Consider the following 19,796-nt stretch of genomic DNA (forward strand, 5'->3'; position numbering starts at 1 on the left):
AGCGAACCATGAGTCTGAGCCGTTACCACTGGAACCTGGCCCCGGCCATCCGGGACGAGTTCAAACAGGCGTTCGACGCCTTCAACAAGCTCGCCACGCTGGACGAGTCGGACCAGTCCGACGTCGTCACCAGCCAGTGGGCGCCCCGGGTGGACATCAAGGAGGAGACCGGCCGATTCGTGATTCTGGCCGACATCCCCGGCGTCGACCCCAAGGACATCGAGATCTCGATGGAAAAGGGCATCCTGTCGATCAGGGGCGAGCGCGGCAGCGAAAAGGTCGAGGAGACCGAGCGCTTCACCCGGATGGAGCGCTCGCGTGGCCTGTTCTACCGCCGGTTCGCACTGCCCGACTCGGCCGATGCCGAGGGCATCCGCGCCACCGGCCGCCACGGCGTGCTGGAGATCGTCATCCCCAAGCGCCCGGAGACCACGCCGCGCCGCATCTCGGTGGAGTGACCGCGCCGGGCCGGTGCCGCCCCGGCTTCCCGCTGGCCTGCCCGCCGCTGACCCAAGCAGCGGCGGGCAGGGTGTCGCCCGCCGCCCGTCGACGCATGTGAGACCATCCCGCCATGCAGTTCCATGACTACTACCGGGAGCTGGGCGTCAAGCCCGACGACAGCGAGGCCACCATCAAGCAGGCCTATCGCCGGCTCGCCCGCAAGTACCACCCGGACGTCAGCAAGGAAGCCGACGCGGAGACCCGGTTCAAGGCCATCAACGAGGCCTGGGAGGTGCTGCGCGACAAGGATCGCAGGGCCGCCTACGACGACCTGCGCGCCGGCTACCGCGATGGCCAGCAGTTCCGCCCGCCGCCGGACTGGAACGGTGGCGGTTTCGGCGCGCCGGGCGAGGGTGCCGGGGATTTCAGCGACTTCTTCGAAAGCCTTTTCGGGCGCGGTCAGGGCCGCACGGGTGGCGCCCGTGGTCGGCCGCGCAAGCCAGCGGCCCTGCGGGCGACGCTGGAGTTGCCGCTCGAGCAGGTCGCCCAGGGCGGCAGCCAGCGCATCACCCTGGCCGGCCGGACCCTTGATGTGCGCATCCCGGCCGGTATCGCCGCCGGCCAGACCATCCGCCTCTCCGGACAGGGTCCGGACGGTGCGGATGTCCTGCTGGAGATCGCGCTGGCACCGCATCCTCAGTTCGAGGTCGACGGTCGCGACCTGCTCGGCCGGGTCGCGGTGCGGCCCTGGCAGGCGGCCCTTGGTGCCGAGGTTCCGGTGCCCACCCTGGCCGGAATCGTCAGGCTGCGCGTCCCGGCCGGCACACCCAGCGGCCGCCGCCTGCGACTCAAGGGTCGCGGTCTGCCCGGCGATCCGCCCGGCGACCACTTCGTCCGCATCGAGATCGACGCGCCGGCCGCGGCCAGCGCCGAGCAGCGCCAGGCCTGGCAGGCGCTGGCACAGGCCTACGGCGAACCGGTCGACGCCTGAGAGGCGGTCACGGGCGGCACGCCGGTGGCTGTCACTTTGCGCACGTCCAGGCGGCGGACGCTGCCATCGGTGACCTGCCACTGGATCGACTGGCCGACGCGCAGCCCGATCAGGGCGGCACCGATCGGCGTCAGCACGGAAATCCGGCCCAGGTCGATGTCCGCCTCGGACGGCCAGACCAGGTCGATGCACCGGCTGCGCCCGGCGTGATGGTCGAAGTACTCGATCCGCCGGCCGACCGCCACGACATCGTCGGGCAGCAGATCGTCGTCCGCGAGGCTGGCACGGGCCAGTTCCACCAGCAGGGACTGGGCGAACTCGGGTTGGCGGTCGGCGGCGGCGTCGGCGAGGGCGACCAGGCGGCGGTGCGCGAGTCGGCCCAGCAGCAACGGTGGGCGGGAACCTCCCAGGGCGGGCAGGGTGTCGGTCATGGTGGAGTTTCCGTCTCGTCCGGTCGCGCGCGATGGGGCGTCGGTGCCGGCGGGGTGATTCGGGAATCGGCGTCGATGACGCCTGCTGGCGCGGTCCCCGGGGCCAGCCGGCCCGGTTGGGGGGGCGGCGCCCGGGGTCAGGCGCGTACGGCCAGCGCGCCTGCGTGCAGGTGGAATCGGGTGAAGGTGGCGCGCTGGACCATGGCCCGGCCATCATCGGCCGGGTCGGACCGGCAAGTCAAATGGCGGCCTCGGTCCCGGACTCGGCCTCGCCGATCCGCACCACCGTGCGGCCGAACGAATCGCCAGCCAGCATCCGGTCGAACACGGCCGGCAACCCGTCGAGCCCGGTCTCCTGGGTGACGATCCGGTCCAGTTGCGTGGGCTTCCAGGTGCCGGCCAGGCGCTGCCAGATCTCCCGGCGGATGCCGTAGTCGGTGCCCGCCGAGGCGATGCCCAGCAGGCTGACGCCGCGGATGATGAAGGGCATCACCGTGGTGTGCAGTTCGGCGCCGCCCGCCAGGCCGCAGCTGGCGACATTGCCGTAGGGCTGCACCACCCGGGTCAGCCAGGCCAGGGTCTCGTCGCCGACGTTGTCGATGGCGCCTGCCCAGTGCGTGGACTCCAGGGGGCGCTGGCCCATCGGCAGGGTGCGCCGGTCGAGCACCGACGTCGCGCCCAGCGCGGTCAGCGTATCCAGGCGTTCGAACTTGCCGGTGAGGGCGTGCGGCTGGTAACCGGCACGGGCCAGGATGGCGATCGCGAGCATGCCGACACCGCCGGTGGCGCCGGTCACCAGCACCGGCCCCTGGTCGGGGGACTGGCCGTTCTGCTCCATGCGGAACAACGCCAGTGCGGCGGTGAACCCGGCGGTGCCCAGCGCCATCGCTTCGCGCAGGTCCAGGCCGGCCGGCAGTGGCACCACCTGGTCGGCGGGCAGGCGCAGGTACTGCGCGTAGCCGCCGTCGCGGGTTTCCGAGAGCCCGCCGCCGGTCATCAACACGGCGTCGCCGTCCCGGTGGCGCGGGTCGGTCGAGGCGGCCACGTGGCCGGCGACGTCGATGCCGCCGACCAGGGGGAAGCGGCGCAGGATCCGGCCCTTGCCGGTGCCGGCCAGGGCGTCCTTGTAGTTCACCGACGACCAGGCGACCCGGACCGTCACCTCACCGGGACTGAGCTGGTCGAGGGCGAGTTGTTCGATGCCGGCGCGGTAGCCGGCTTCGTCGTCGTGGATGCGGAAGGCGCTGAACTGCTCGGGTACGGTCATGGCGTGCTCCTGGCCGGTCGGCGGTCGGCCGCGCGGGCCTCAGGTGCCCGGAGGGCCACGGCCATCCGGGCGGCGGTCCCGATCAGTTGCCCTTGTGGATGGCGCGCTTGTCGACCGCCAGGGCGGCCTCGTGCACGGCCTCGGACAGCGTCGGGTGGGCATGGACGATGCGCGCCAGGTCCTCCGACGACCCTTTGAATTCCATGGCGACCACGCACTCGGCGATCAGCTCGGAGACGTTCGGGCCGACCATGTGCACGCCCAGGATGCGGTCGGTCTCCGCATGGGCGATCATCTTGACCATGCCGTGCGGCTCGTTCATCGCCACCGCGCGGCCGATCGCGGCGAACGGGAAGGTGCCGACCCGGTAGGGCACGCCGGCGTCCTTGAGCTCCTTCTCGGTGCGGCCGACCCAGGCGACCTCCGGCTCGGTGTAGATCACCCAGGGCACGGTGTCGAGGTTGACGTGCCCGGGCAGCCCGGCGATCAGCTCGGCCACGGCGATGCCTTCCTCGCTGGCCTTGTGCGCCAGCATCGGGCCACGCACGCAGTCGCCGACCGCCCAGACGCCGTCGACGCCGGTCCAGCAGTGGCCGTCGACCTCGATGCGGCCGCGCTCGTCGCGCTTGACGCCGGTGTCGTCGGCCAGCACGCCGTCGGTGGCGGCGCGTCGGCCGACGCTGACCAGCAGCCGGTCGAACTCCAGGGTGTGCTCGCCGTCCTTGTCGGCATAGACCACCTCGACCACGGCCTTGCCCTTCTTCTTCTTCACCTCGGCGCGGGCGACCTTGGCGCCCAGCCGGATGTCGAGCAGCTTGTCGAACTCGCGCTTGGCGGCCTTGGCGATGTCGGCGTCGGCGGCGGCCAGGAAGCTGTCCATCGCTTCCAGCACGACCACCTCGGCGCCCAGGCGGCGCCACACGCTGCCGAGCTCGAGGCCGATCACGCCGGCGCCGATCACGCCCAGGCGCGCCGGCACCTCGCTGAAGTCCAGGGCGCCGACGTTGTCGACGATGTGCTCGCCATCGAACGGGATGCCGGGCAGCTCGAAGGGCACCGAGCCGGTGGCGATGATGACGTTGGTGGCGGCCAGTTCGCTGACCTTGCCGTCGTGACCGGTCACCTCGACCCTGCGGCCGGGCAGCAGGCGGCCGGTGCCGGCCACCGGGGTGACCTTGTTGGCCTTGAACAGCTGCGCGATGCCGCCGGTGAATTGCTTGACGATCTTGTCCTTGCGGCCAACCATCGTGGCGACGTCGATCGCCGGCTTGGCGGCGCTGATGCCGTGGTCCTTGAAGCCATGCAGCAGGTTGTGGAACTGCCGGGAGGAGTCGAGCAGCGCCTTGGACGGGATGCAGCCGACATTGAGGCAGGTGCCGCCCAGGGCCGGCTTGCCGTCCTTGCCCTTGAAGTTGTCGACGCAGGCGGTCTTCAGGCCGAGCTGGGCGGCGCGGATCGCGGCGACATAGCCGGCCGGTCCGGCTCCGAGGATGACGACGTCGTAGGTTTCGCTCATGGGGCTCTCAGGGGCGGTTCGAGATCGGAAGGCGCCGTTGGCGCGCCGCACCATTGTCCCATAGCCGGCCGGGGCGCGCCCGGACGCCGACCGGCCGCGGCGGATCGTGCGCCACGGCACTGGCGCTGGCCGAGGGTCGGCGTAGTGTTGGACTGCGGTCCGGGCACGGGTCGTGGCCGGTCCGCAGCCGTTTCCTTGATCGCCAAGGAGTCCATCATGCGCACCCTCATCGCACGGCTCGCCCTTGCCCCGGCCGTCCTCCTGCTCGTCGCCTGTGCCGGCAATCCGGTGCAGACCGGCCAGGCGTCGCTGCGGCCCAGCCAGTACGAGATCGACCATGCCCGCATCGCCCAGGTCGAACGTTCGGCCCGGATGAACTGGGGTCGGGTCTATTGGCTGAGCCTGCCGACCCGAAAGGTCGAACCGGCACCGCCCGGCGACCTCCCGCCCTAGCAGCTTGTTGAAAAACGACCTTCCTGGTCGTTTTTCAAGTCGCCCGTCCGGCGCAGGTCCGGACGGGCTCCCGTCGAATCAACTGCTTACGCACTTGCTTCGCCGAGCGGCCATCCATGGCCGCCGCCAGCGGGCTGTTTTTCAACAGCCTGCCAGGCCAGGCCCTGCGCCTCTGTGCAGCTTCAGCGGGCGCGCAGCAGGACCAGCACCGCGCCGGTGCCGCCTTGGGCGGCCGGTGCCGAGGCGAACGCCAGCACGTCGCCGTGCTGACGCAGCAGGCGGTCGACCAGGGCCTTGATCACCGGACCCTGCGGGGAGCGCAGACCCTTGCCGTGGATGATCCGCACGCAGCGCCGGTGCGAGGCCAGCGCCTCGGCCAGGAATTCGCGCACCATCGAGCGCGCCATCTCGGTGCCGACGCAGTGCAGGTCGATCTCGTCCTGCACCGCGAACTGTCCGCCACGCAGACGCCGCAGCAGGCGCGGGTCGTGGCCGTCGCGAAGAAACGACAAGGCCTCGCCGGCCTGCATGGCCAGGGCATCGGGCGACGCGGCGAGCAATTCGTCGCGCACCCGGGCCTCGTCAGCCAGGAACTGCACAGGCTCGTCGCTGGGCGGCGGTCGCGGCACCGGCGCCCGGACGTCTCCGGACAGCGGACGCACGTGGCCTACCGCCTCGCGGAACAGTCGGGCATCGTCGGCCGAAGCCGGCGGCGCGGGCGGCACCGGTGTTCTGCGTCGGTTCACGGCTGCGGCCATCGGCGGTTCATCGGCTTGTTATAGTGACGCACAGCGCATGCGTCGACCCCCCGTTCGCCGCTGCCGGTGCCGTGCCGGCCATCGGCAGCCGATGCCGCGACCCCGTCCCCTCTGCCAAGCAAGCCACGCATGCACGTCCTGATCAGCAACGATGACGGCGTCGACGCCCCGGGCATCCGGATCCTCGCCGAAGCGCTGGGACGGCTGGGCCGCGTCACCCTCGTGGCGCCCGACCGCGACCGCTCCGGGGCAAGCAATTCGCTGACCCTCGACCAGCCGATCCGCGTCGCACGCCTGGAGGAGGGCATCTACCGGGTCGCCGGAACGCCCACCGACTGCGTGCACCTGGCGCTCTGCGGCCTGCTCGACGATGATCCCGACATCGTCGTCTCGGGCATCAACAACGCCGCCAACCTCGGTGACGACGTGATCTATTCGGGCACCGTGGCGGCCGCCATGGAGGGCCGCTACCTCGGCCTGCCGGCGATCGCCGTGTCGCTGTGCAGCCGCGACCACCGGCCCCGGCACTTCCCCACGGCGGCGCGTGCGGTCGCCCTGATCATGGATCGCCTGCTGGTCGATCCGCTGCCGGCCGACACCATCCTCAACGTCAACGTCCCGGACCTGCCCTGGGACGAACTGCGCGGCTTCGAGACCACGCGCCTGGGCCACCGCCACCGCGCCGAGCCCTGCGTGCCGATGACCGATCCGCGGGGCCGCAAGGTCTACTGGATCGGACCGGCCGGGCCGGAACAGGACGCCGGTCCGGGCACCGATTTCGACGCGGTGCGGCGCGGCTTCGTTTCGATCACGCCGATCCACGTCGACCTGACCCGGTACCAGGCCCTGGACAAGGTTGCCGGCTGGGTGCAGTCGCTGGCCGCGAGCGCCGGGACCGGCGTGGCATGAGCGGCCTGACCTTGCGTCATCCGGTCGACGGGGCCGGTCTTGGCCTGACCGGCCAGCGCGTCCGGGAGCGGCTGATCGACCGTCTGGTCGCCGAGGGCGTTTCCGATGCGCGCGTGCTCGAGGCGGTGCGCAATGTGCCCAGGCACCTGTTCGTCGACGAGGCGATCGCCGGACGCGCCTACGAGGACACCGCCTTGCCGATCGGCAACGGTCAGACCATCTCGCAGCCGCTGATCGTCGCCCGCATGACCGAGGCGGTGCTGGCCGCCGGCCGGCCGTCCCGCGTGCTGGAGATCGGCACGGGTTCCGGGTACCAGGCCGCGGTCCTGGCCGGTCTGGTCGATCAGGTGTACACGGTGGAGCGGATCGGGCCGCTGCTGCGCCAGGCGCGCCGGCGCTTTCGCCAGCTCGGCCTGGCCAACATCCGTACCCGTCATGACGATGGCCGCGCCGGCTGGCCGGAAGAGTCGCCGTTCGACGCCGTGATGGTGACCGCCGCGGCGCGCCGCATCGAGCCGGCCTGGCTCGACCAGCTTGCCGTCGACGGTGTCCTGGTCGCCCCGGTGGGCGAGCCGGGCGCGGTGCAACGGCTGCTGCGCATCAGTCGCAGCGACGGCCAGCAGCGCGAGGACGACCTGGGCGCGGTCGCGTTCGTGCCGATCCTGCCGGGAGTCGACCAGTGAGGGGGGGCTGGCGGTTGTGGCTGGTCCTGCTGCCAGTCCTGGCCGGCTGCATGGAAACCCGTGTGGCGGTGGTCCGCACCGGCGCGGCGACCGGCGCCACGCCCTCCGCATCCCAGCCGCCAGCGCCCGTGCCCGCCGGCAGCCACCAGGTGGCGCGCGGCGAGACGCTGTACAGCATCGCCTTCCGGAATGGCCTGGACTGGCGTGACCTCGCGGCATGGAACGGTCTGGCCGCGCCCTACACGATCTATCCCGGACAGCGCCTGCGTCTGTCCTCGCCGGGCGGGGTCTCCGCCGTCGCTGCGATACCCTCCCGGCCGGGGGCGCCGCCCGGCGCCACTGCGCCGGACCGGGCACTGGAGCCGCCGCCGGGCGCGGCGCCGCCCGCAGCCGCGGCGCCGATCGCCACGGCTCCGGCCGACCCGGACCGGATCGTGCCGGTGACCGCGGATACGCCGCCGCCGCGCGCGAGCGACGCCACTCCGCCGACCTCGGCGGCTTCGCCGCCTGCCGCCCCGCCACCTTCGGCGGCGGCACCCCCCGTCGCGTCGCCGGTTGTTGCGCCGTCACCGTCGCCGCCACGGGCCAGCGTCGGTCCGCCGCCGGCTGAAGCGACCCAGGCGCCGGTCCCCGGCGCAAGCGCCAATGTCGCCGGCATCCGCTGGCGCTGGCCGACCCAGGGCGAGGTCATCAAGCGCTTTTCGGATGGCGACCTGGCCCGCCAGGGCATCCACATCGCCGGCCGCAGCGGCCAGGCCGTGGTCGCGGCGGCCGATGGCGAAGTGGTGTATTCAGGGTCAGGCCTGCGCGGCTATGGCGAGCTGATCATCATCAAGCATTCGGCCGAGTTCCTGAGCGCCTACGGGCACAACCGGGTGCGCCTGGTCAACGAGGGCCAGCGGGTTCAGGCGGGCCAGCCGATCGCCGAGATGGGCCGCACCGGCGCCGACCGCGACAAATTGCATTTCGAGATCCGCCGCAACGGACGGCCGGTCGATCCGCAGCAGTTCCTGCCCAGGCGCTGACCGTCGGATGGGTGCGTCGGCCTGCCTGGACGCGTGCTGCCGGGCGGCCGGCCTGACCCTGCTGGACTGGCCGGACGGGCCGTTCTACTGGGCACCGGCGTTCTGGACCGGCGCGCAGGCGGACGCCCTGCTGACGGCGCTGGACGACGAGCCGGCCTGGACGCGGCATCGCGTCCGGCTGTTCGGCAGGGAGCACCTCGCGCCGCGCCTGTCCGCCTGGCACGGCGAGGCGGGAGCCCGGTATCGCTACTCGGGCAGCTGGCACGAACCCCATCCCTGGACGCCAGCCCTCATCGCAGTCCGCGACCGCCTCGTCGAGGCGCTCGGCCTGCCTTTCAATTCCGTGCTTGCGAACCGCTACCGGGACGGAGGCGACGCCATGGGCTGGCACCGCGACGACGAGCCCGAGCTGGGTGGCCGGCCGGTGATCGCCTCGGCCAGCTTCGGCGCGCCCCGCCGCTTCGCGCTGCGTCATGACAGCGGGCGCCGCGAGGCACTGGCACTGGGTCATGGCAGCCTGCTGGTGATGGCCGGCGACAGCCAGTCGCGCTGGCGCCACGCCTTGCCCCGGACCGCGCGACCGGTTGGGGGACGCATCAACCTGACCTTCCGGCAGGTGCGCAACGCCGCGCTGCCGCCCGTGCCGCCGCCGGGCCGGTAGGCGCCCCGGATTCGCGCTCTCTCCCGGCGCGTCGGCCGGTCGCCGGGTCGAGGTCCCGGCAGGCTGTGCCACCATGGCGCCCTGCACACGTGCCACCCCTCACCGATCCATGTCCCGACCCGAACACTCAAGCCTGGGCCTGCCGGTCGACTATCCCACCCGGGTCGACGCCGGCCTGCTGTTTCCGATCGAACGCGAGCGGCAGCGTCGCGAACTGTTCGCCGAGTCGCAGCCCCTGCCGTTCCACGGCGCCGACCTGTGGACCGCCTGGGAGCTGTCCTGGCTGGACCGCCGCGGCAGGCCCCGGGTGGCGGTGGCCCGGATCGAGGTGCCGGCCGGATCGCCGGCGATCTGCGAATCCAAGTCGCTGAAGCTCTATCTCAACGGCTATGCCCACGAGCGCTTCGACGACGCCGACGAGGTGCGCGTGCGCATCGAGACCGATCTGATCGCCGTCTGCGGCGCGCCGGTGCGGGTCGAACTGGTGGTTGGCGATGCCATCGAGTCCCTTCAGGTGGCGGCGCTCCCGGGACGTTCGCTGGATGGCCTGGAGATCGACATTGCGCCCGCCGTTGGACCGGATGCCGACCTGCTTGGGGTGTTGCAGGGGGTCGCCGAGGTCGACGACGCCCTGGTCACCCGTCTGTTCCGCTCGCGATGCCCGGTCACTGGGCAGCCCGACTGGGCCGATGTCCTGGTCGCCTGGCGGGGGGCTGCGATGGACCCGGCCGGCCTGCTGCGCTACCTGGTCTCGTTTCGCGAGCACCAGGGCTTCCACGAGCAGTGTGTGGAGCGCATCTTCCGCGATGTCCTGGCCCGCTGCCGCCCGGTCGCGCTGACCGTGCTGGCCTGCTTCACGCGGCGTGGTGGCATCGACATCGCCCCCTGGCGCAGCAACGATCCGCGCCACCTGCGCCTGCCGTTCGCGCGCTGCCCGCGCGCCTGACCCCGGCCCGCGTCGACCAAGGCCTGGGCGCCCGCGACCCTCAGTCGCTGCCGCGTGCCGCCAGCGCCGCGTCGCCGGCGCCCAGCACCCAGGCGACCAGTTGGGGGTTGAGTTCGGCCATCCCCTGTTCGAACGCCGCGACCACGGCAGGGATTTCGTTGTCGGCGGCAGCGGCTTCGGCGCGGAACACCTGGCGGCCTCGGATTCGGCGGTCGCGCGGATCGACCAGGCGGACGTGCAGCTCGATCTCGACGGTCGGCATGCCGCCGCGATAGCTGGCCTGGAACCGGGTCAGGTCGGAGGCCAGGATCAGGTCGGCGCGCACGCCGGTGCCGGCACGCGCCGCCCCGGGCAGGCGGCCGTCGGCCTCGAAGGCGCGGATCCACAGGCCCTGCAGCATCGCCGGCGTGCGTTCCGTCCAGCGGGCGCCCTGGTAGACCTGCAGCTCGTTGCCGCCGGGCGCCACGACCAGCCGGAAGCCGTCCAGCAGTTCGCCGACATGCGGCTCCTCGACCAGCAGCTGCCAGTCGCGGGCGGTACCCTCGCCGCGCGCCATCGGCGGGTCCAGGGCGTACAGGGTGAAATCCTTGCGTGGCCCGGTCAGGGCGGTGCAGCCGGCCAGCAGCAGGACGGTGGCAAGCAGGGGCAGGGTACGTGCCTTCATCGCGGTCGGTACTCCCGGGGCTGGTCGCGTCCAAGCAGGAAGCCGGACGGATCGGATTCGAGGCGCCGGCTCAACGACTGCACGCTGATCAGCAGGGTGCGCAGTTCGGTGAGCACCTGGCCGAGCTCGACCAGGCCCTCCTGGGCGAACTGGTCGATCGCGCCGCGGTTGTCGCCGAGGATGCCCTGGATGTCCTGGCTGGCCTGGCGCAGCGCCGCCATCGCCTCGCTGACGTCCTCGCTGAGCAGGCGGTCTGCGGTACCGACCGTCGATTCCAGGCGGGCGACCGTCGCGCGGATGCCTTCCAGGGTGCTGGTGAGCTCCTGGCTTGCGCGGGCGCCGTCGCGCAGGATGCCCTGGATCGAATCGGTCTCGGCACCGACGGCGGCGGTGATGCGGCCGAAGTCCGCGATCGCCGTCGCCAGACGCTCCGCGTTCTCGTCGCTGAGGATGGCGGCGACCCGCTCGAGCACGTCGTTGACGGTAACGACGATGTCGGCGCCGGATTCGAACAGCCGTGCAAGGTCGGACGGCTGGGCCCGGATCACCGCCACCTCGCGGCCGTCACGCGGCAGCAGCCGGGGCGCCTCGGCGCTGCCGCCGGAAAGCTGGATGAAGGCCACACCGGTCAGGCCGAGGTAGCCCAGCTTGGCCTGGGTGTCCTCCTTGACCGGCGTCCCGCCGGCGATCCGGATGCGGGCGATCACCCGGCCCGGGTCGACCCGGCTCAGGCGCAGGGCAGTGACGTCGCCCACCTGGATGCCGCTGTACTGGACCGGGCTGCCCTTGGAAAGGCCGGTCACCGCCTCCCTGAAGTACACGTCGTAATGGTCGTACTCCCGTTCCAGGCTCAGCTTGCCGGCCCACAGCACCGACATCAGCATCGCAGCGGACAGCAGGATCACGAAGGCGCCGACGGCGACGTGCTTGGCTCTGGTTTCCATCGCCGCAGTCTAACGGGGATGCCGGCAGGGTTTGCCGGGACCCGCGAGGCACGGACGCCCAGGATTCACCCGGCGTGCGGCCAGTGCTATGGTGCGGCGCACAACCGGAGTCCTCGCGCATGTACCGCATCCTCACGCTCAACAACATCTCGCCGCAGGGGCTGGCGCGGTTCCCGGCAGGCCATTACCGGGTCGGTGCCGACATCGAGCAGCCCGATGCCGTGCTGGTGCGGTCTGCGGACATGCATGCGCTCGAGGTGCCTGCCAGCGTCAAGGCCGTGGCCCGCGCCGGCGCAGGGACCAACAACATCCCGGTGCCGGCGCTGTCGGCCCGCGGGGTGCCGGTGTTCAACGCGCCCGGCGCCAATGCCAACGCCGTCAAGGAGCTGGTCCTGGCCGGCATGCTGATGGCGGTGCGCAACCTGCCCGAGGCGCTCGGCTTCCTCGCCGAGCATCGCGATGCCGAGGGGCTGGGTCCGCTCATCGAGCGGGAGAAGAAGCGCTTCGTGGGCCAGGAACTGGCCGGCCGCACCCTCGGCGTGGTCGGCCTGGGCGCGATCGGGGTCAAGGTCGCCAACGCCGCGCGCGCCCTGGGCATGCGCGTGCTCGGCCTGGATCCGCACATGACCGTGGAGGGCGCCTGGCAGCTTTCCGCCGACGTCATCAAGGCCGGATCGCTCAACGAGCTCTATGCCGGATCCGACTTCGTCAGCTTTCACGTGCCGCTCACCGACGGCACCCGCAACCTGTTCGACCAGGGTTCCCTTCAGCACGTCCGCAACGGTGTGGTGCTGCTCAATTTCGCGCGCGGCGGCATCGTCGACGGCATGGCGCTGCGCGCCGGTCTCGAACAGGGCCGGATCGCGCGCTACGTGACCGACTTCCCGGTGCCCGGGCTGGCCGGCAACGAGCGGGTGATCGCCCTGCCGCACCTGGGCGCCTCGACCCGCGAGGCCGAGGAGAACTCGGCGGTGATGGTGGTCGAGCAGCTCCGCGACTTCCTGGAGAACGGCAACATCGGCAACGCCGTGAACTTCCCGGCGCTGCGCATGGCGCGCGAGGGCAGCGCCCGGATCTGCGTGGCCAACCGCAACCGGCCCAACATGATCGGCCAGCTCTCGCACGTGCTCGGCGACTCCCAGCTCAACATCGCCCAGATGCACAACGCCTCGCGGGGCGACATGGCCTATACGGTCATCGATGTCGACGCCGCGGTGCCGGAAAGCGTCGCGCTGGCGATCGCCGGGATCGACGGCATCCTGTCGGTAAGGGTGGTCTGAGATGGCCGCGCCAGCCGATCCGCCCGGCACCGCGGCCGGATCCGGGGACGCCACGTCCCTGGCCGAGGTGCGCAGCCGCATCGACGCCATCGATCGGCAGATCCAGGACCTGATCGCCGAGCGGGCGCGCTTCGCCCACCAGGTCGGCCGGGCCAAGGGCCCCTTGCTGGCCGCGGTCGACTACTACCGGCCCGAGCGCGAGGCGCAGGTGCTGCGCAGGGTGGTCGATCGCAACGACGGTCCGCTTTCCGACGCAGAGATGGTGCGCCTGTTCCGCGAGATCATGTCGGCCTGCCTGGCGCAGCAGGAGCCGCTGAAGATCGGCTTCCTGGGCCCGCAGGGGACATTTTCCGAGCAGGCGGTGCGCAAACACTTCGGCCACTCCGCGCACGGCCTGCCGCTGGCCAGCATCGAGGAGGTCTTCAACGAAGTGGCCGCCGGCAACGCCGACTTCGGCGTGGTGCCGGTTGAGAACTCGGGGCAGGGGACCATCCAGTCCACCCTCGACATGTTCCTCACCTCGGACCTGCGCATCTGCGGCGAGGTCGAGCTGCGCGTCCACCAGCACCTGCTGTCGCGGACCGGCAACCTGGCCGAGGTCGAGCGCGTGTACTCGCACCCGATGTCGCTGGCCCAGTGCCAGGCCTGGCTTCGCCAGCATCTGCCGGGTGCCGAGCGCATCCCGGTCAGCAGCAACGCCGAGGCGGCGCGCAGGGCGCGCCTGGCCGACGATGCCGCGGCGATCGCCGGCGAGTGGGCCGGCCACGTCTACCACCTGCGCCGGATCGCCGGGCCGATCGAGGACCGGCCCGACAACACCACCCGTTTCCTGGTGATCGGCCGCGAGCTGCTGCCGCCCTCCGGCAACGACCGGACCTCGCTGCTGGTGTCGGTGAAGGACCAGCCGGGTGCCCTCTACCAGGTACTCAGTCCGCTGGCGCGGCATGGCGTCAGCATGGCCCGCATCGAGTCCCGGCCCTCCCACGAGGGCCTGTGGCAGTACGCCTTTTTCATCGACATCCAGGGCCATGTCGAGGAACCCGCCATGCGCGCGGCGCTCGACGAACTGGCCGGATGCGCCGCACGGGTCAAGGTGCTGGGTTCCTATCCGCTGGCGATCGCCTGAGGCTCGCGGCATGCCCCTGCATCCCTGGTCCGATGCCCGCCTGCCGCCGGCCATCGCCGCCCTGCGCGCCTACGACCCTGGCCATGACCTGGTCGCGTTCCGGGTGCGCTTCGGCGACCGCCTGATCGAGGTCGGCAGCAACGAGAACCTGCTCGGCCCGGCCCCCGCCGCGCTGGCTGCACTGGCCGACCCCCGGCAGGCCGCCTGGCGCTACCCGGATCCACGTGGCGGCGCGCTGCGCGCCGCGCTGGCGCGCCTGCACGGCCTGGAGCCGGACGGCATCGTCCTGGGCAATGGCAGCCACGAGATCCTGATGCGCATCGCCCTGGCGTTCGCGCCGGCCGGAGCGCCGGTGGTGTTCTCGCGGTACGGGTTCGCGGTGTTCGCGATCGCCACGGCGGCCGCCGGCGCCCGGGCCGTGGCGGTGCCCGCGCTGCCGGCCGACCACCCGCAGATGCCCCTGGGCCACGACCTGGAGAAGCTGGCCGGCGCCTGCAGCGCCGACACCCGCGTCCTCTACCTGGCCAATCCCAACAATCCGACCGGCACCTGGTTCGAGCCTGATGCGCTGGCGCGCCTGCTCGACGAAGTGCCGTCGACGACCCTGGTGGTCGTCGACGAGGCCTACCAGGAGTATCAGCCCGAGGCCGCGGCGCGCAGCGCGCTGCGCCTGCTCGCCCGGCACCGCAACCTGCTGGTGACGCGCACGTTCTCCAAGGCCTATGGCCTGGCCGGCCTGCGCGTCGGCTGGGCGGCGGGCGATGCCGCAGTGATCGCGGTGTTGGACCGGGTGCGCGAGTCGTTCAATGTCAACGGGCTGGCCCAGGCCGCGGCCACCGCGGCCCTCGGCGATGCCGGCCATGTCGCTGCCGAGTGCGCGGCGGCCGCCGCCGCCAGGTCCAGGCTGGCCGGTGTGCTGGCCGGCCTGGGCGTTGCGTCGCTGCCGTCGCGCTGCAATTTCCTGCTCGCCGACTTCGGCTCGGCCGGCCGCGCCGCCTCGGTGGAGCAGGCGCTGGGCAGCACCGGCGTGGTGGTGCGTCCGATGGCAGGCTATGGCCTGGGCGAGCGTCTGCGGATCAGCCTGGCGCCGCCGGCGCGCGAGGCGGCGCTGGCAGCGGCGCTGGCCGAAGCCGTGGCGACCCCTGGATGAGCCGGCGGCTGCATTGGATTGCCGGACCCGGCCGGCCGCTGCGCGGCCGCATCGCGGTACCTGGCGACAAGTCGGTCTCGCACCGGTCCGTGATGCTGGCGGCGATCGCCGAGGGCAGCACCCGCATCAAGGGCTTCCTCGAGGGCGAGGATACCCGCGCCACCGCCGCCATCCTGGAGCGCCTGGGGGTGCGCATCGACGCCCCCGACGCCGGCACCCGGATCGTCCATGGCGTCGGTCTGCACGGCCTGCGCGCCGCGCAGGGGCCGCTGGACTGCGGCAATGCCGGCACCGGCATGCGACTGCTGGCCGGCCTGTTGGCCGGGCAGTCCTTCGACAGCGAGCTGGTCGGCGATGCCTCGCTGAGCGGCCGGCCCATGCAGCGGGTCACCGCGCCCCTGGCGCGCATGGGTGCGCGGATCGCCACCGCCCCGGACGGCACGGCGCCGTTGCGCATCAGCGGCGGGCAGCCGCTGGTCGGCCTTGAACATGAACTGGCCGTGGCCAGCGCCCAGGTGAAGTCCGCCCTGCTGCTGGCCGGGCTCTACGCAGTGGGTCCGACCCGGGTGCGCGAACCCCACCCCACGCGCGACTACACCGAGCGACTGCTCGCGGCGTTCGGCGCCGAGGTTGCGCTTGTCGGCGATACCGTCGAGCTGCGCCCGGGCCGGCCCCTGGTGTCGCCGGGCCTGATCCAGGTTCCCGGCGACTTCTCTTCGGCGGCCTTCCTGATCGTCGCTGCGACCGTGGTGCCGGGCTCGGACCTGGAGCTGACCGGAATCGGTCTGGATGCCCGCCGCACCGGCCTGCTCGACTGCCTGCGCGAAATGGGCGCCGGGATCGAGGTGGGATCCGTGCGGATCGGGCAGGCCGGCCCGGTCGGCGACCTGCGCGTCCGCCACTCGCCCTTGCGCGGCATCGAGGTGCCGCAGGCACGGGTGCCGGACATGATCGACGAGTTCCCGGCGCTGTTCGTGGCCGCCGCGCTGGCCGATGGCGAGACGCGGGTGAGCGGCGCCGGCGAACTGCGCGTCAAGGAGTCCGACCGCATCGCGGTGATGGCCGACGCCCTGGTCCGGCTCGGCGCCGCGGTGGAGACCTCCCCCGACGGGGTGCGAATCCGGGGCGGCGGACTGACCGGCGGCCGGGTCGACAGTGCCGGCGACCACCGCTGCGCGATGGCGCTGGCGGTGGCGGCGCAGCGCGCAGACGGCCTGGTGCGCATCGAAGACTGCGCCAATGTCGCCACCTCGTTCCCGGGCTTTGCCGCTCTGGCACAATCGACAGGTTTCAGCCTGGCCGAGGAAACCGAGTGAGCGAGCGATCCGACCCGAGCGTCCCGGTACTGACCATCGATGGTCCCAGCGGTTCCGGCAAGGGCACGGTGGCCCGCCTGGTCGCCCAGGCCCTGGGCTGGCACCTGCTCGATTCCGGGGCCCTGTACCGGGCGGTCGGATTGCTGGCAGGGGAGCGGGGCATCGATCTGGCGGATGCCGAGGCGCTGGCGGAGCTGGCCCGCGACCTGCCGATCGCCTTCGCCGCCGCCGACCAGGGCGTTTCGGTGTGCCTGGACGGGCGCCCCCGCGATGCCGACCTGCGCACCGAGGAGGCTGGCGCCGCGGCCTCCGCCGTGGCCGCGTTGCCCCCCGTCCGGGACGCCCTGCTGGCCCGCCAGCGGGCTTTCCGCCAGGTGCCGGGACTGGTCGCCGACGGCCGCGACATGGGCACCGTGGTGTTTCCGGACGCCCCTTGCAAGGTGTTCCTGACCGCCAGTGCCGGGGAGCGCGCGCAGCGCCGCCTTAAGCAGTTGATGGAAAAGGGTGTTGCCGCTACACTTGACGCCCTTTTGGCGGACATCCGGTTGCGGGACGCGCGCGACAGCGAGCGCAGCGTGGCCCCGCTGAGGGCGGCGGAAGGTGCCTTGCGCATCGATTCCACCGGGATGTCCGTCGGGCAGGTGGTCGGGCAGGTGCTCGACTTCGTCCATCTGCAAGGATTGCAGTCCTGACCTGACGCCCGGCTCCGGCCGGACGTCCCGCCAGGCGAACTGGACCGGCACAGGCGCTCCCCCACCCGGGGCGTGCGCGCGTTGCCGGTCCGGCGCGGCAGCATGCGGCGGGCCCGGCGACGGGCCGGCCTTCGTTCCCTGGCGGCGCCACGGTGCCGCCAGGGGTTTTCGTAACGGTGCCGGAAGGCGCCTCCTACCGGTGGACCGCGTCCTGCGGTCCGTGGATCAACTGGAATCTTTATGTCCGAGAGTTTTGCCGAGCTGTTTGAGCAGAGCCAGGCCTTTGCCAAGCTCAAGCCGGGTGCCATCGTGTCCGGCGTGGTCGTCGACATCAAGTCCGATGTCGTCATCGTCAATGCCGGCCTCAAGTCCGAGGGCGTCATTCCGATCGACCAGTTCCGAAACGATGATGGCGACCTCGACGTCAATGTCGGCGACGAGGTCCAGGTTGCCCTGGAGTTCATCGAGAACGGCTTCGGCGAGACCATGCTCTCGCGCGAGAAGGCCAAGCGCGCCATGGTGTGGGACGAGCTCGAGCACGCCATGACCGACAACGCCACCGTGACCGGCCGCATCAGCGGCAAGGTCAAGGGCGGCTTCACCGTCGACATCAAGGACGTCCGCGCCTTCCTGCCGGGCTCCCTGGTCGACGTCCGGCCGGTGCGCGAGCCGACCTACCTCGAGGGCAAGGACCTCGAGTTCAAGATCATCAAGCTGGACCGCAAGCGCAACAACATCGTCGTTTCGCGCCGCGCGGTGGTCGAGAGCGAGTTCTCGGTCGAGCGCGAGCAGCTGATCGAGCGACTGATCGAAGGCGCCAAGCTGAAGGGCGTGGTCAAGAACCTCACCGACTACGGCGCGTTCGTCGACCTCGGCGGAATCGACGGCCTGCTGCACATCACCGACATGGCCTGGAAGCGCGTCCGCCACCCGTCCGAGGTGGTCGAGGTCGGCCAGGAAATGGACGTGATCGTCCTCAAGTACGACAAGGAGCGCAACCGCGTCTCCCTGGGCCTCAAGCAGCTGGGCGACGACCCGTGGGTCAGCATCGGCCGCCGCTACCAGGCCAACAGCCGCTTCTTCGGCAAGGTCTCCAACGTCACCGATTACGGCTGCTTCGTCGAGCTTGAGCCGGGCGTCGAGGGCCTGGTGCACGTGTCCGAGATGGACTGGACCAACAAGAACGTCAATCCGGCCAAGATGGTCCAGGTCGGCGACGAGGTCGAGGTCATGGTCCTGGACGTCGACGAGGAGCGCCGCCGCATCTCGCTGGGCATGAAGCAGTGCTCGGCGAACCCGTGGGAGACCTTCGCCGCCATCTACAAGAAGGGCGACAAGGTGTCCGGCCCGGTCAAGTCGATCACCGACTTCGGCGTGTTCATCGGTCTGGACGGCGGCATCGACGGCCTGGTGCACACCTCCGACATCTCCTGGCAGGGCGCCACCGAGGATCTGGTGCGTCGCTTCAAGAAGGGCGACGACATCGAGGCCGTGGTGCTGGCTGTCGATCCGGAGCGCGAGCGCATCTCGCTGGGCATCAAGCAACTCGAGCAGGATCCGTTCGGAAGCTACATGGTCAGCCACCCGAAGGGCTCGGTGATCACCGGTACCGTCAAGGAAGTCGACGCCAAGGGCGCCCTGATCGACCTCGGCGAAGGCATCGAGGGTTACGTGCGCGCCGCCGACATCGCCAAGCAGCGGGTCGACGACGCCACCCAGCACCTCAAGGTCGGCGACTCGGTCGAGGCGAAGTTCATCGGCATGGACCGCAAGGGCCGGCTGCTGCAGCTGTCGATCAAGGCCAAGGACGAGGCCGAGCTGGCCGAAGTGCTGGAGGAGTACCAGAACGCCTCGGCGGGCACCACCAACCTGGGTGCCCTGCTCAAGGAGCAGATGCGCAAGGGCGATTGACCGTCCTGTGCTAAGGAAGCCGCGCCGGACGGCAACGTCCGGCGCGGTCGCGGCGGCCCGGCATGGGGAATGCCGGACCGTCGTCCCGGTGCGGCGCCGCGTCGTCTGAGCGTGCCGCGACCGTCGGAGCGAAGGAGTCGCGATGACCAAGTCGGAACTGATTAACAGCCTTGCGGACCAGCTCCGGCACCTCGAGCAGGCCGACGTCGAGCTGGCCGTCAAGCAGGTTCTCGAGCAGATGGCGGGTACCCTCGCCGGCGGCGGCCGCATCGAGATCCGCGGCTTCGGCAGCTTCTCCCTGCACTACCGGCCGCCGCGCGTCGGTCGCAACCCGAAGACCGGCGAGGCCGTTGCCCTGCCCGGCAAGCACGTGCCCCACTTCAAGCCCGGAAAGGAATTGCGCGAGCGCGTCAACGCCTCCGAGGCGACCATCGTTTCCGCGTCGGGTGCCGACCAGGACGACGTCGACGAAGGCTGAACGACAGCCGCCGTGTCGAAGACCGGCGACCCACGTCCGGTCGCAAGGCGCTGTGCATGGCCCGGATCGCCCGGCGATGCGTCGCGCCGTGGTGATGTCCGCAGCCGCGGACTGCTAGCATTGCCATCCCTCTCCGCTCCAACGCTCCGCGCGC

At 71.5% G+C, this 19,796-nt stretch carries 21 protein-coding genes; 15 read left to right on the forward strand and 6 right to left on the reverse strand.

The window, feature by feature from the left end; genetic code table 11:
• Positions 1 to 8: 8 nt before the first annotated feature.
• Together KF823_04760 and KF823_04765 are read left to right on the forward strand one after the other, a co-directional pair.
• Positions 9 to 458 carry an Hsp20/alpha crystallin family protein gene (locus KF823_04760; GenBank protein MBX3725210.1) on the forward strand — a complete coding sequence of 150 codons (450 nt, stop codon included), beginning with the start codon at positions 9 to 11 and terminating at the stop codon, positions 456 to 458.
• Between the two features lie 113 nt (positions 459 to 571).
• Entirely contained in the window at positions 572 to 1,432 is an 861-nt protein-coding gene (locus tag KF823_04765) for a DnaJ domain-containing protein (GenBank protein ID MBX3725211.1), read from the forward strand.
• Here the strand turns inward: KF823_04765 and rnk are convergent.
• From rnk to lpdA, 3 genes are all read right to left on the reverse strand, one after another.
• Positions 1,408 to 1,863: a nucleoside diphosphate kinase regulator gene (gene rnk / locus KF823_04770; GenBank protein MBX3725212.1), complete on the reverse strand. Its 456-nt coding sequence runs from the start codon at positions 1,861 to 1,863 to the stop codon at positions 1,408 to 1,410. The two genes, KF823_04765 and rnk, sit on opposite strands and share 25 nt — an antisense overlap.
• A 238-nt stretch (positions 1,864 to 2,101) precedes the next feature.
• The gene (locus KF823_04775; protein ID MBX3725213.1) at positions 2,102 to 3,130 is read right to left on the reverse strand and encodes an oxidoreductase; all 1,029 of its coding nucleotides are present in this window, start codon (positions 3,128 to 3,130) and stop codon (positions 2,102 to 2,104) included.
• Between the two features lie 82 nt (positions 3,131 to 3,212).
• On the reverse strand, positions 3,213 to 4,646 hold the full coding sequence (lpdA, locus tag KF823_04780; GenBank protein MBX3725214.1) for a dihydrolipoyl dehydrogenase: 1,434 nt from the start codon (positions 4,644 to 4,646) through the stop codon (positions 3,213 to 3,215).
• Positions 4,647 to 4,862: 216 nt separating this feature from the next.
• Between lpdA and KF823_04785 the strand changes: the two genes are divergently transcribed.
• The gene (locus KF823_04785) at positions 4,863 to 5,099 is read left to right on the forward strand and encodes a hypothetical protein (protein ID MBX3725215.1); all 237 of its coding nucleotides are present in this window, start codon (positions 4,863 to 4,865) and stop codon (positions 5,097 to 5,099) included.
• 182 nt (positions 5,100 to 5,281) lie between these two features.
• On the opposite strand, the gene KF823_04790 is transcribed toward KF823_04785, so the two are convergent.
• Positions 5,282 to 5,857, reverse strand: coding sequence for a Smr/MutS family protein (locus tag KF823_04790; GenBank protein ID MBX3725216.1), 576 nt, complete (start codon positions 5,855 to 5,857; stop codon positions 5,282 to 5,284).
• Between the two features lie 129 nt (positions 5,858 to 5,986).
• On the opposite strand from KF823_04790, the gene surE reads away from it, so the two are divergent.
• The 5 genes from surE (at position 5,987) to queF (ending at position 10,081) form a co-directional block, all read left to right on the forward strand.
• Complete coding sequence (gene surE / locus KF823_04795) at positions 5,987 to 6,766, forward strand: 5'/3'-nucleotidase SurE (protein ID MBX3725217.1); 780 nt, start codon at positions 5,987 to 5,989, stop codon at positions 6,764 to 6,766.
• Positions 6,763 to 7,449: a protein-L-isoaspartate(D-aspartate) O-methyltransferase gene (locus KF823_04800; GenBank protein MBX3725218.1), complete on the forward strand. Its 687-nt coding sequence runs from the start codon at positions 6,763 to 6,765 to the stop codon at positions 7,447 to 7,449. The genes surE and KF823_04800 overlap by 4 nt, the downstream gene beginning before the upstream one ends.
• Positions 7,450 to 7,676: 227 nt before the next feature.
• A complete protein-coding gene (locus KF823_04805) occupies positions 7,677 to 8,474 on the forward strand; it encodes a peptidoglycan DD-metalloendopeptidase family protein (protein ID MBX3725219.1) in 798 nt (265 codons plus the stop codon).
• Between the two features lie 7 nt (positions 8,475 to 8,481).
• A complete protein-coding gene (locus KF823_04810) occupies positions 8,482 to 9,135 on the forward strand; it encodes an alpha-ketoglutarate-dependent dioxygenase AlkB (GenBank protein ID MBX3725220.1) in 654 nt (217 codons plus the stop codon).
• Positions 9,136 to 9,244: 109 nt separating this feature from the next.
• Positions 9,245 to 10,081: an NADPH-dependent 7-cyano-7-deazaguanine reductase QueF gene (gene queF / locus KF823_04815; protein ID MBX3725221.1), complete on the forward strand. Its 837-nt coding sequence runs from the start codon at positions 9,245 to 9,247 to the stop codon at positions 10,079 to 10,081.
• A 40-nt stretch (positions 10,082 to 10,121) separates the two neighbouring features.
• On the opposite strand, the gene KF823_04820 is transcribed toward queF, so the two are convergent.
• Positions 10,122 to 10,745, reverse strand: coding sequence for a membrane integrity-associated transporter subunit PqiC (locus tag KF823_04820; GenBank protein MBX3725222.1), 624 nt, complete (start codon positions 10,743 to 10,745; stop codon positions 10,122 to 10,124).
• Complete coding sequence (locus tag KF823_04825) at positions 10,742 to 11,689, reverse strand: MCE family protein (GenBank protein MBX3725223.1); 948 nt, start codon at positions 11,687 to 11,689, stop codon at positions 10,742 to 10,744. Before KF823_04825 ends, KF823_04820 begins: the two co-directional genes overlap by 4 nt.
• Positions 11,690 to 11,808: 119 nt before the next feature.
• Between KF823_04825 and KF823_04830 the strand changes: the two genes are divergently transcribed.
• The 7 genes from KF823_04830 to KF823_04860 all read left to right on the forward strand — a co-directional run bounded on the left by KF823_04830 (position 11,809) and on the right by KF823_04860 (position 19,642).
• Positions 11,809 to 12,969, forward strand: coding sequence for a phosphoglycerate dehydrogenase (locus tag KF823_04830; GenBank protein MBX3725224.1), 1,161 nt, complete (start codon positions 11,809 to 11,811; stop codon positions 12,967 to 12,969).
• 1 nt (position 12,970) lies between these two features.
• On the forward strand, positions 12,971 to 14,095 hold the full coding sequence (gene pheA / locus KF823_04835) for a prephenate dehydratase (protein MBX3725225.1): 1,125 nt from the start codon (positions 12,971 to 12,973) through the stop codon (positions 14,093 to 14,095).
• A gap of 10 nt (positions 14,096 to 14,105) precedes the next feature.
• Positions 14,106 to 15,245 (forward strand): aminotransferase class I/II-fold pyridoxal phosphate-dependent enzyme, encoded by a 1,140-nt coding sequence (locus tag KF823_04840; protein ID MBX3725226.1) that lies wholly within the window; start codon positions 14,106 to 14,108, stop codon positions 15,243 to 15,245.
• A complete protein-coding gene (gene aroA, locus KF823_04845) occupies positions 15,242 to 16,561 on the forward strand; it encodes a 3-phosphoshikimate 1-carboxyvinyltransferase (protein ID MBX3725227.1) in 1,320 nt (439 codons plus the stop codon). Before KF823_04840 ends, aroA begins: the two co-directional genes overlap by 4 nt.
• The gene (gene cmk, locus KF823_04850; GenBank protein MBX3725228.1) at positions 16,558 to 17,253 is read left to right on the forward strand and encodes a (d)CMP kinase; all 696 of its coding nucleotides are present in this window, start codon (positions 16,558 to 16,560) and stop codon (positions 17,251 to 17,253) included. Before aroA ends, cmk begins: the two co-directional genes overlap by 4 nt.
• Positions 17,254 to 17,493: 240 nt before the next feature.
• The gene (gene rpsA / locus KF823_04855) at positions 17,494 to 19,164 is read left to right on the forward strand and encodes a 30S ribosomal protein S1 (GenBank protein ID MBX3725229.1); all 1,671 of its coding nucleotides are present in this window, start codon (positions 17,494 to 17,496) and stop codon (positions 19,162 to 19,164) included.
• A 142-nt stretch (positions 19,165 to 19,306) separates the two neighbouring features.
• Positions 19,307 to 19,642 carry an integration host factor subunit beta gene (locus KF823_04860; protein MBX3725230.1) on the forward strand — a complete coding sequence of 112 codons (336 nt, stop codon included), beginning with the start codon at positions 19,307 to 19,309 and terminating at the stop codon, positions 19,640 to 19,642.
• Positions 19,643 to 19,796: the final 154 nt, after the last annotated feature.

Source organism: Lysobacterales bacterium (genome assembly GCA_019634735.1).
In the GTDB taxonomy this organism is placed as follows: domain Bacteria; phylum Pseudomonadota; class Gammaproteobacteria; order Xanthomonadales; family UBA2363; genus Pseudofulvimonas.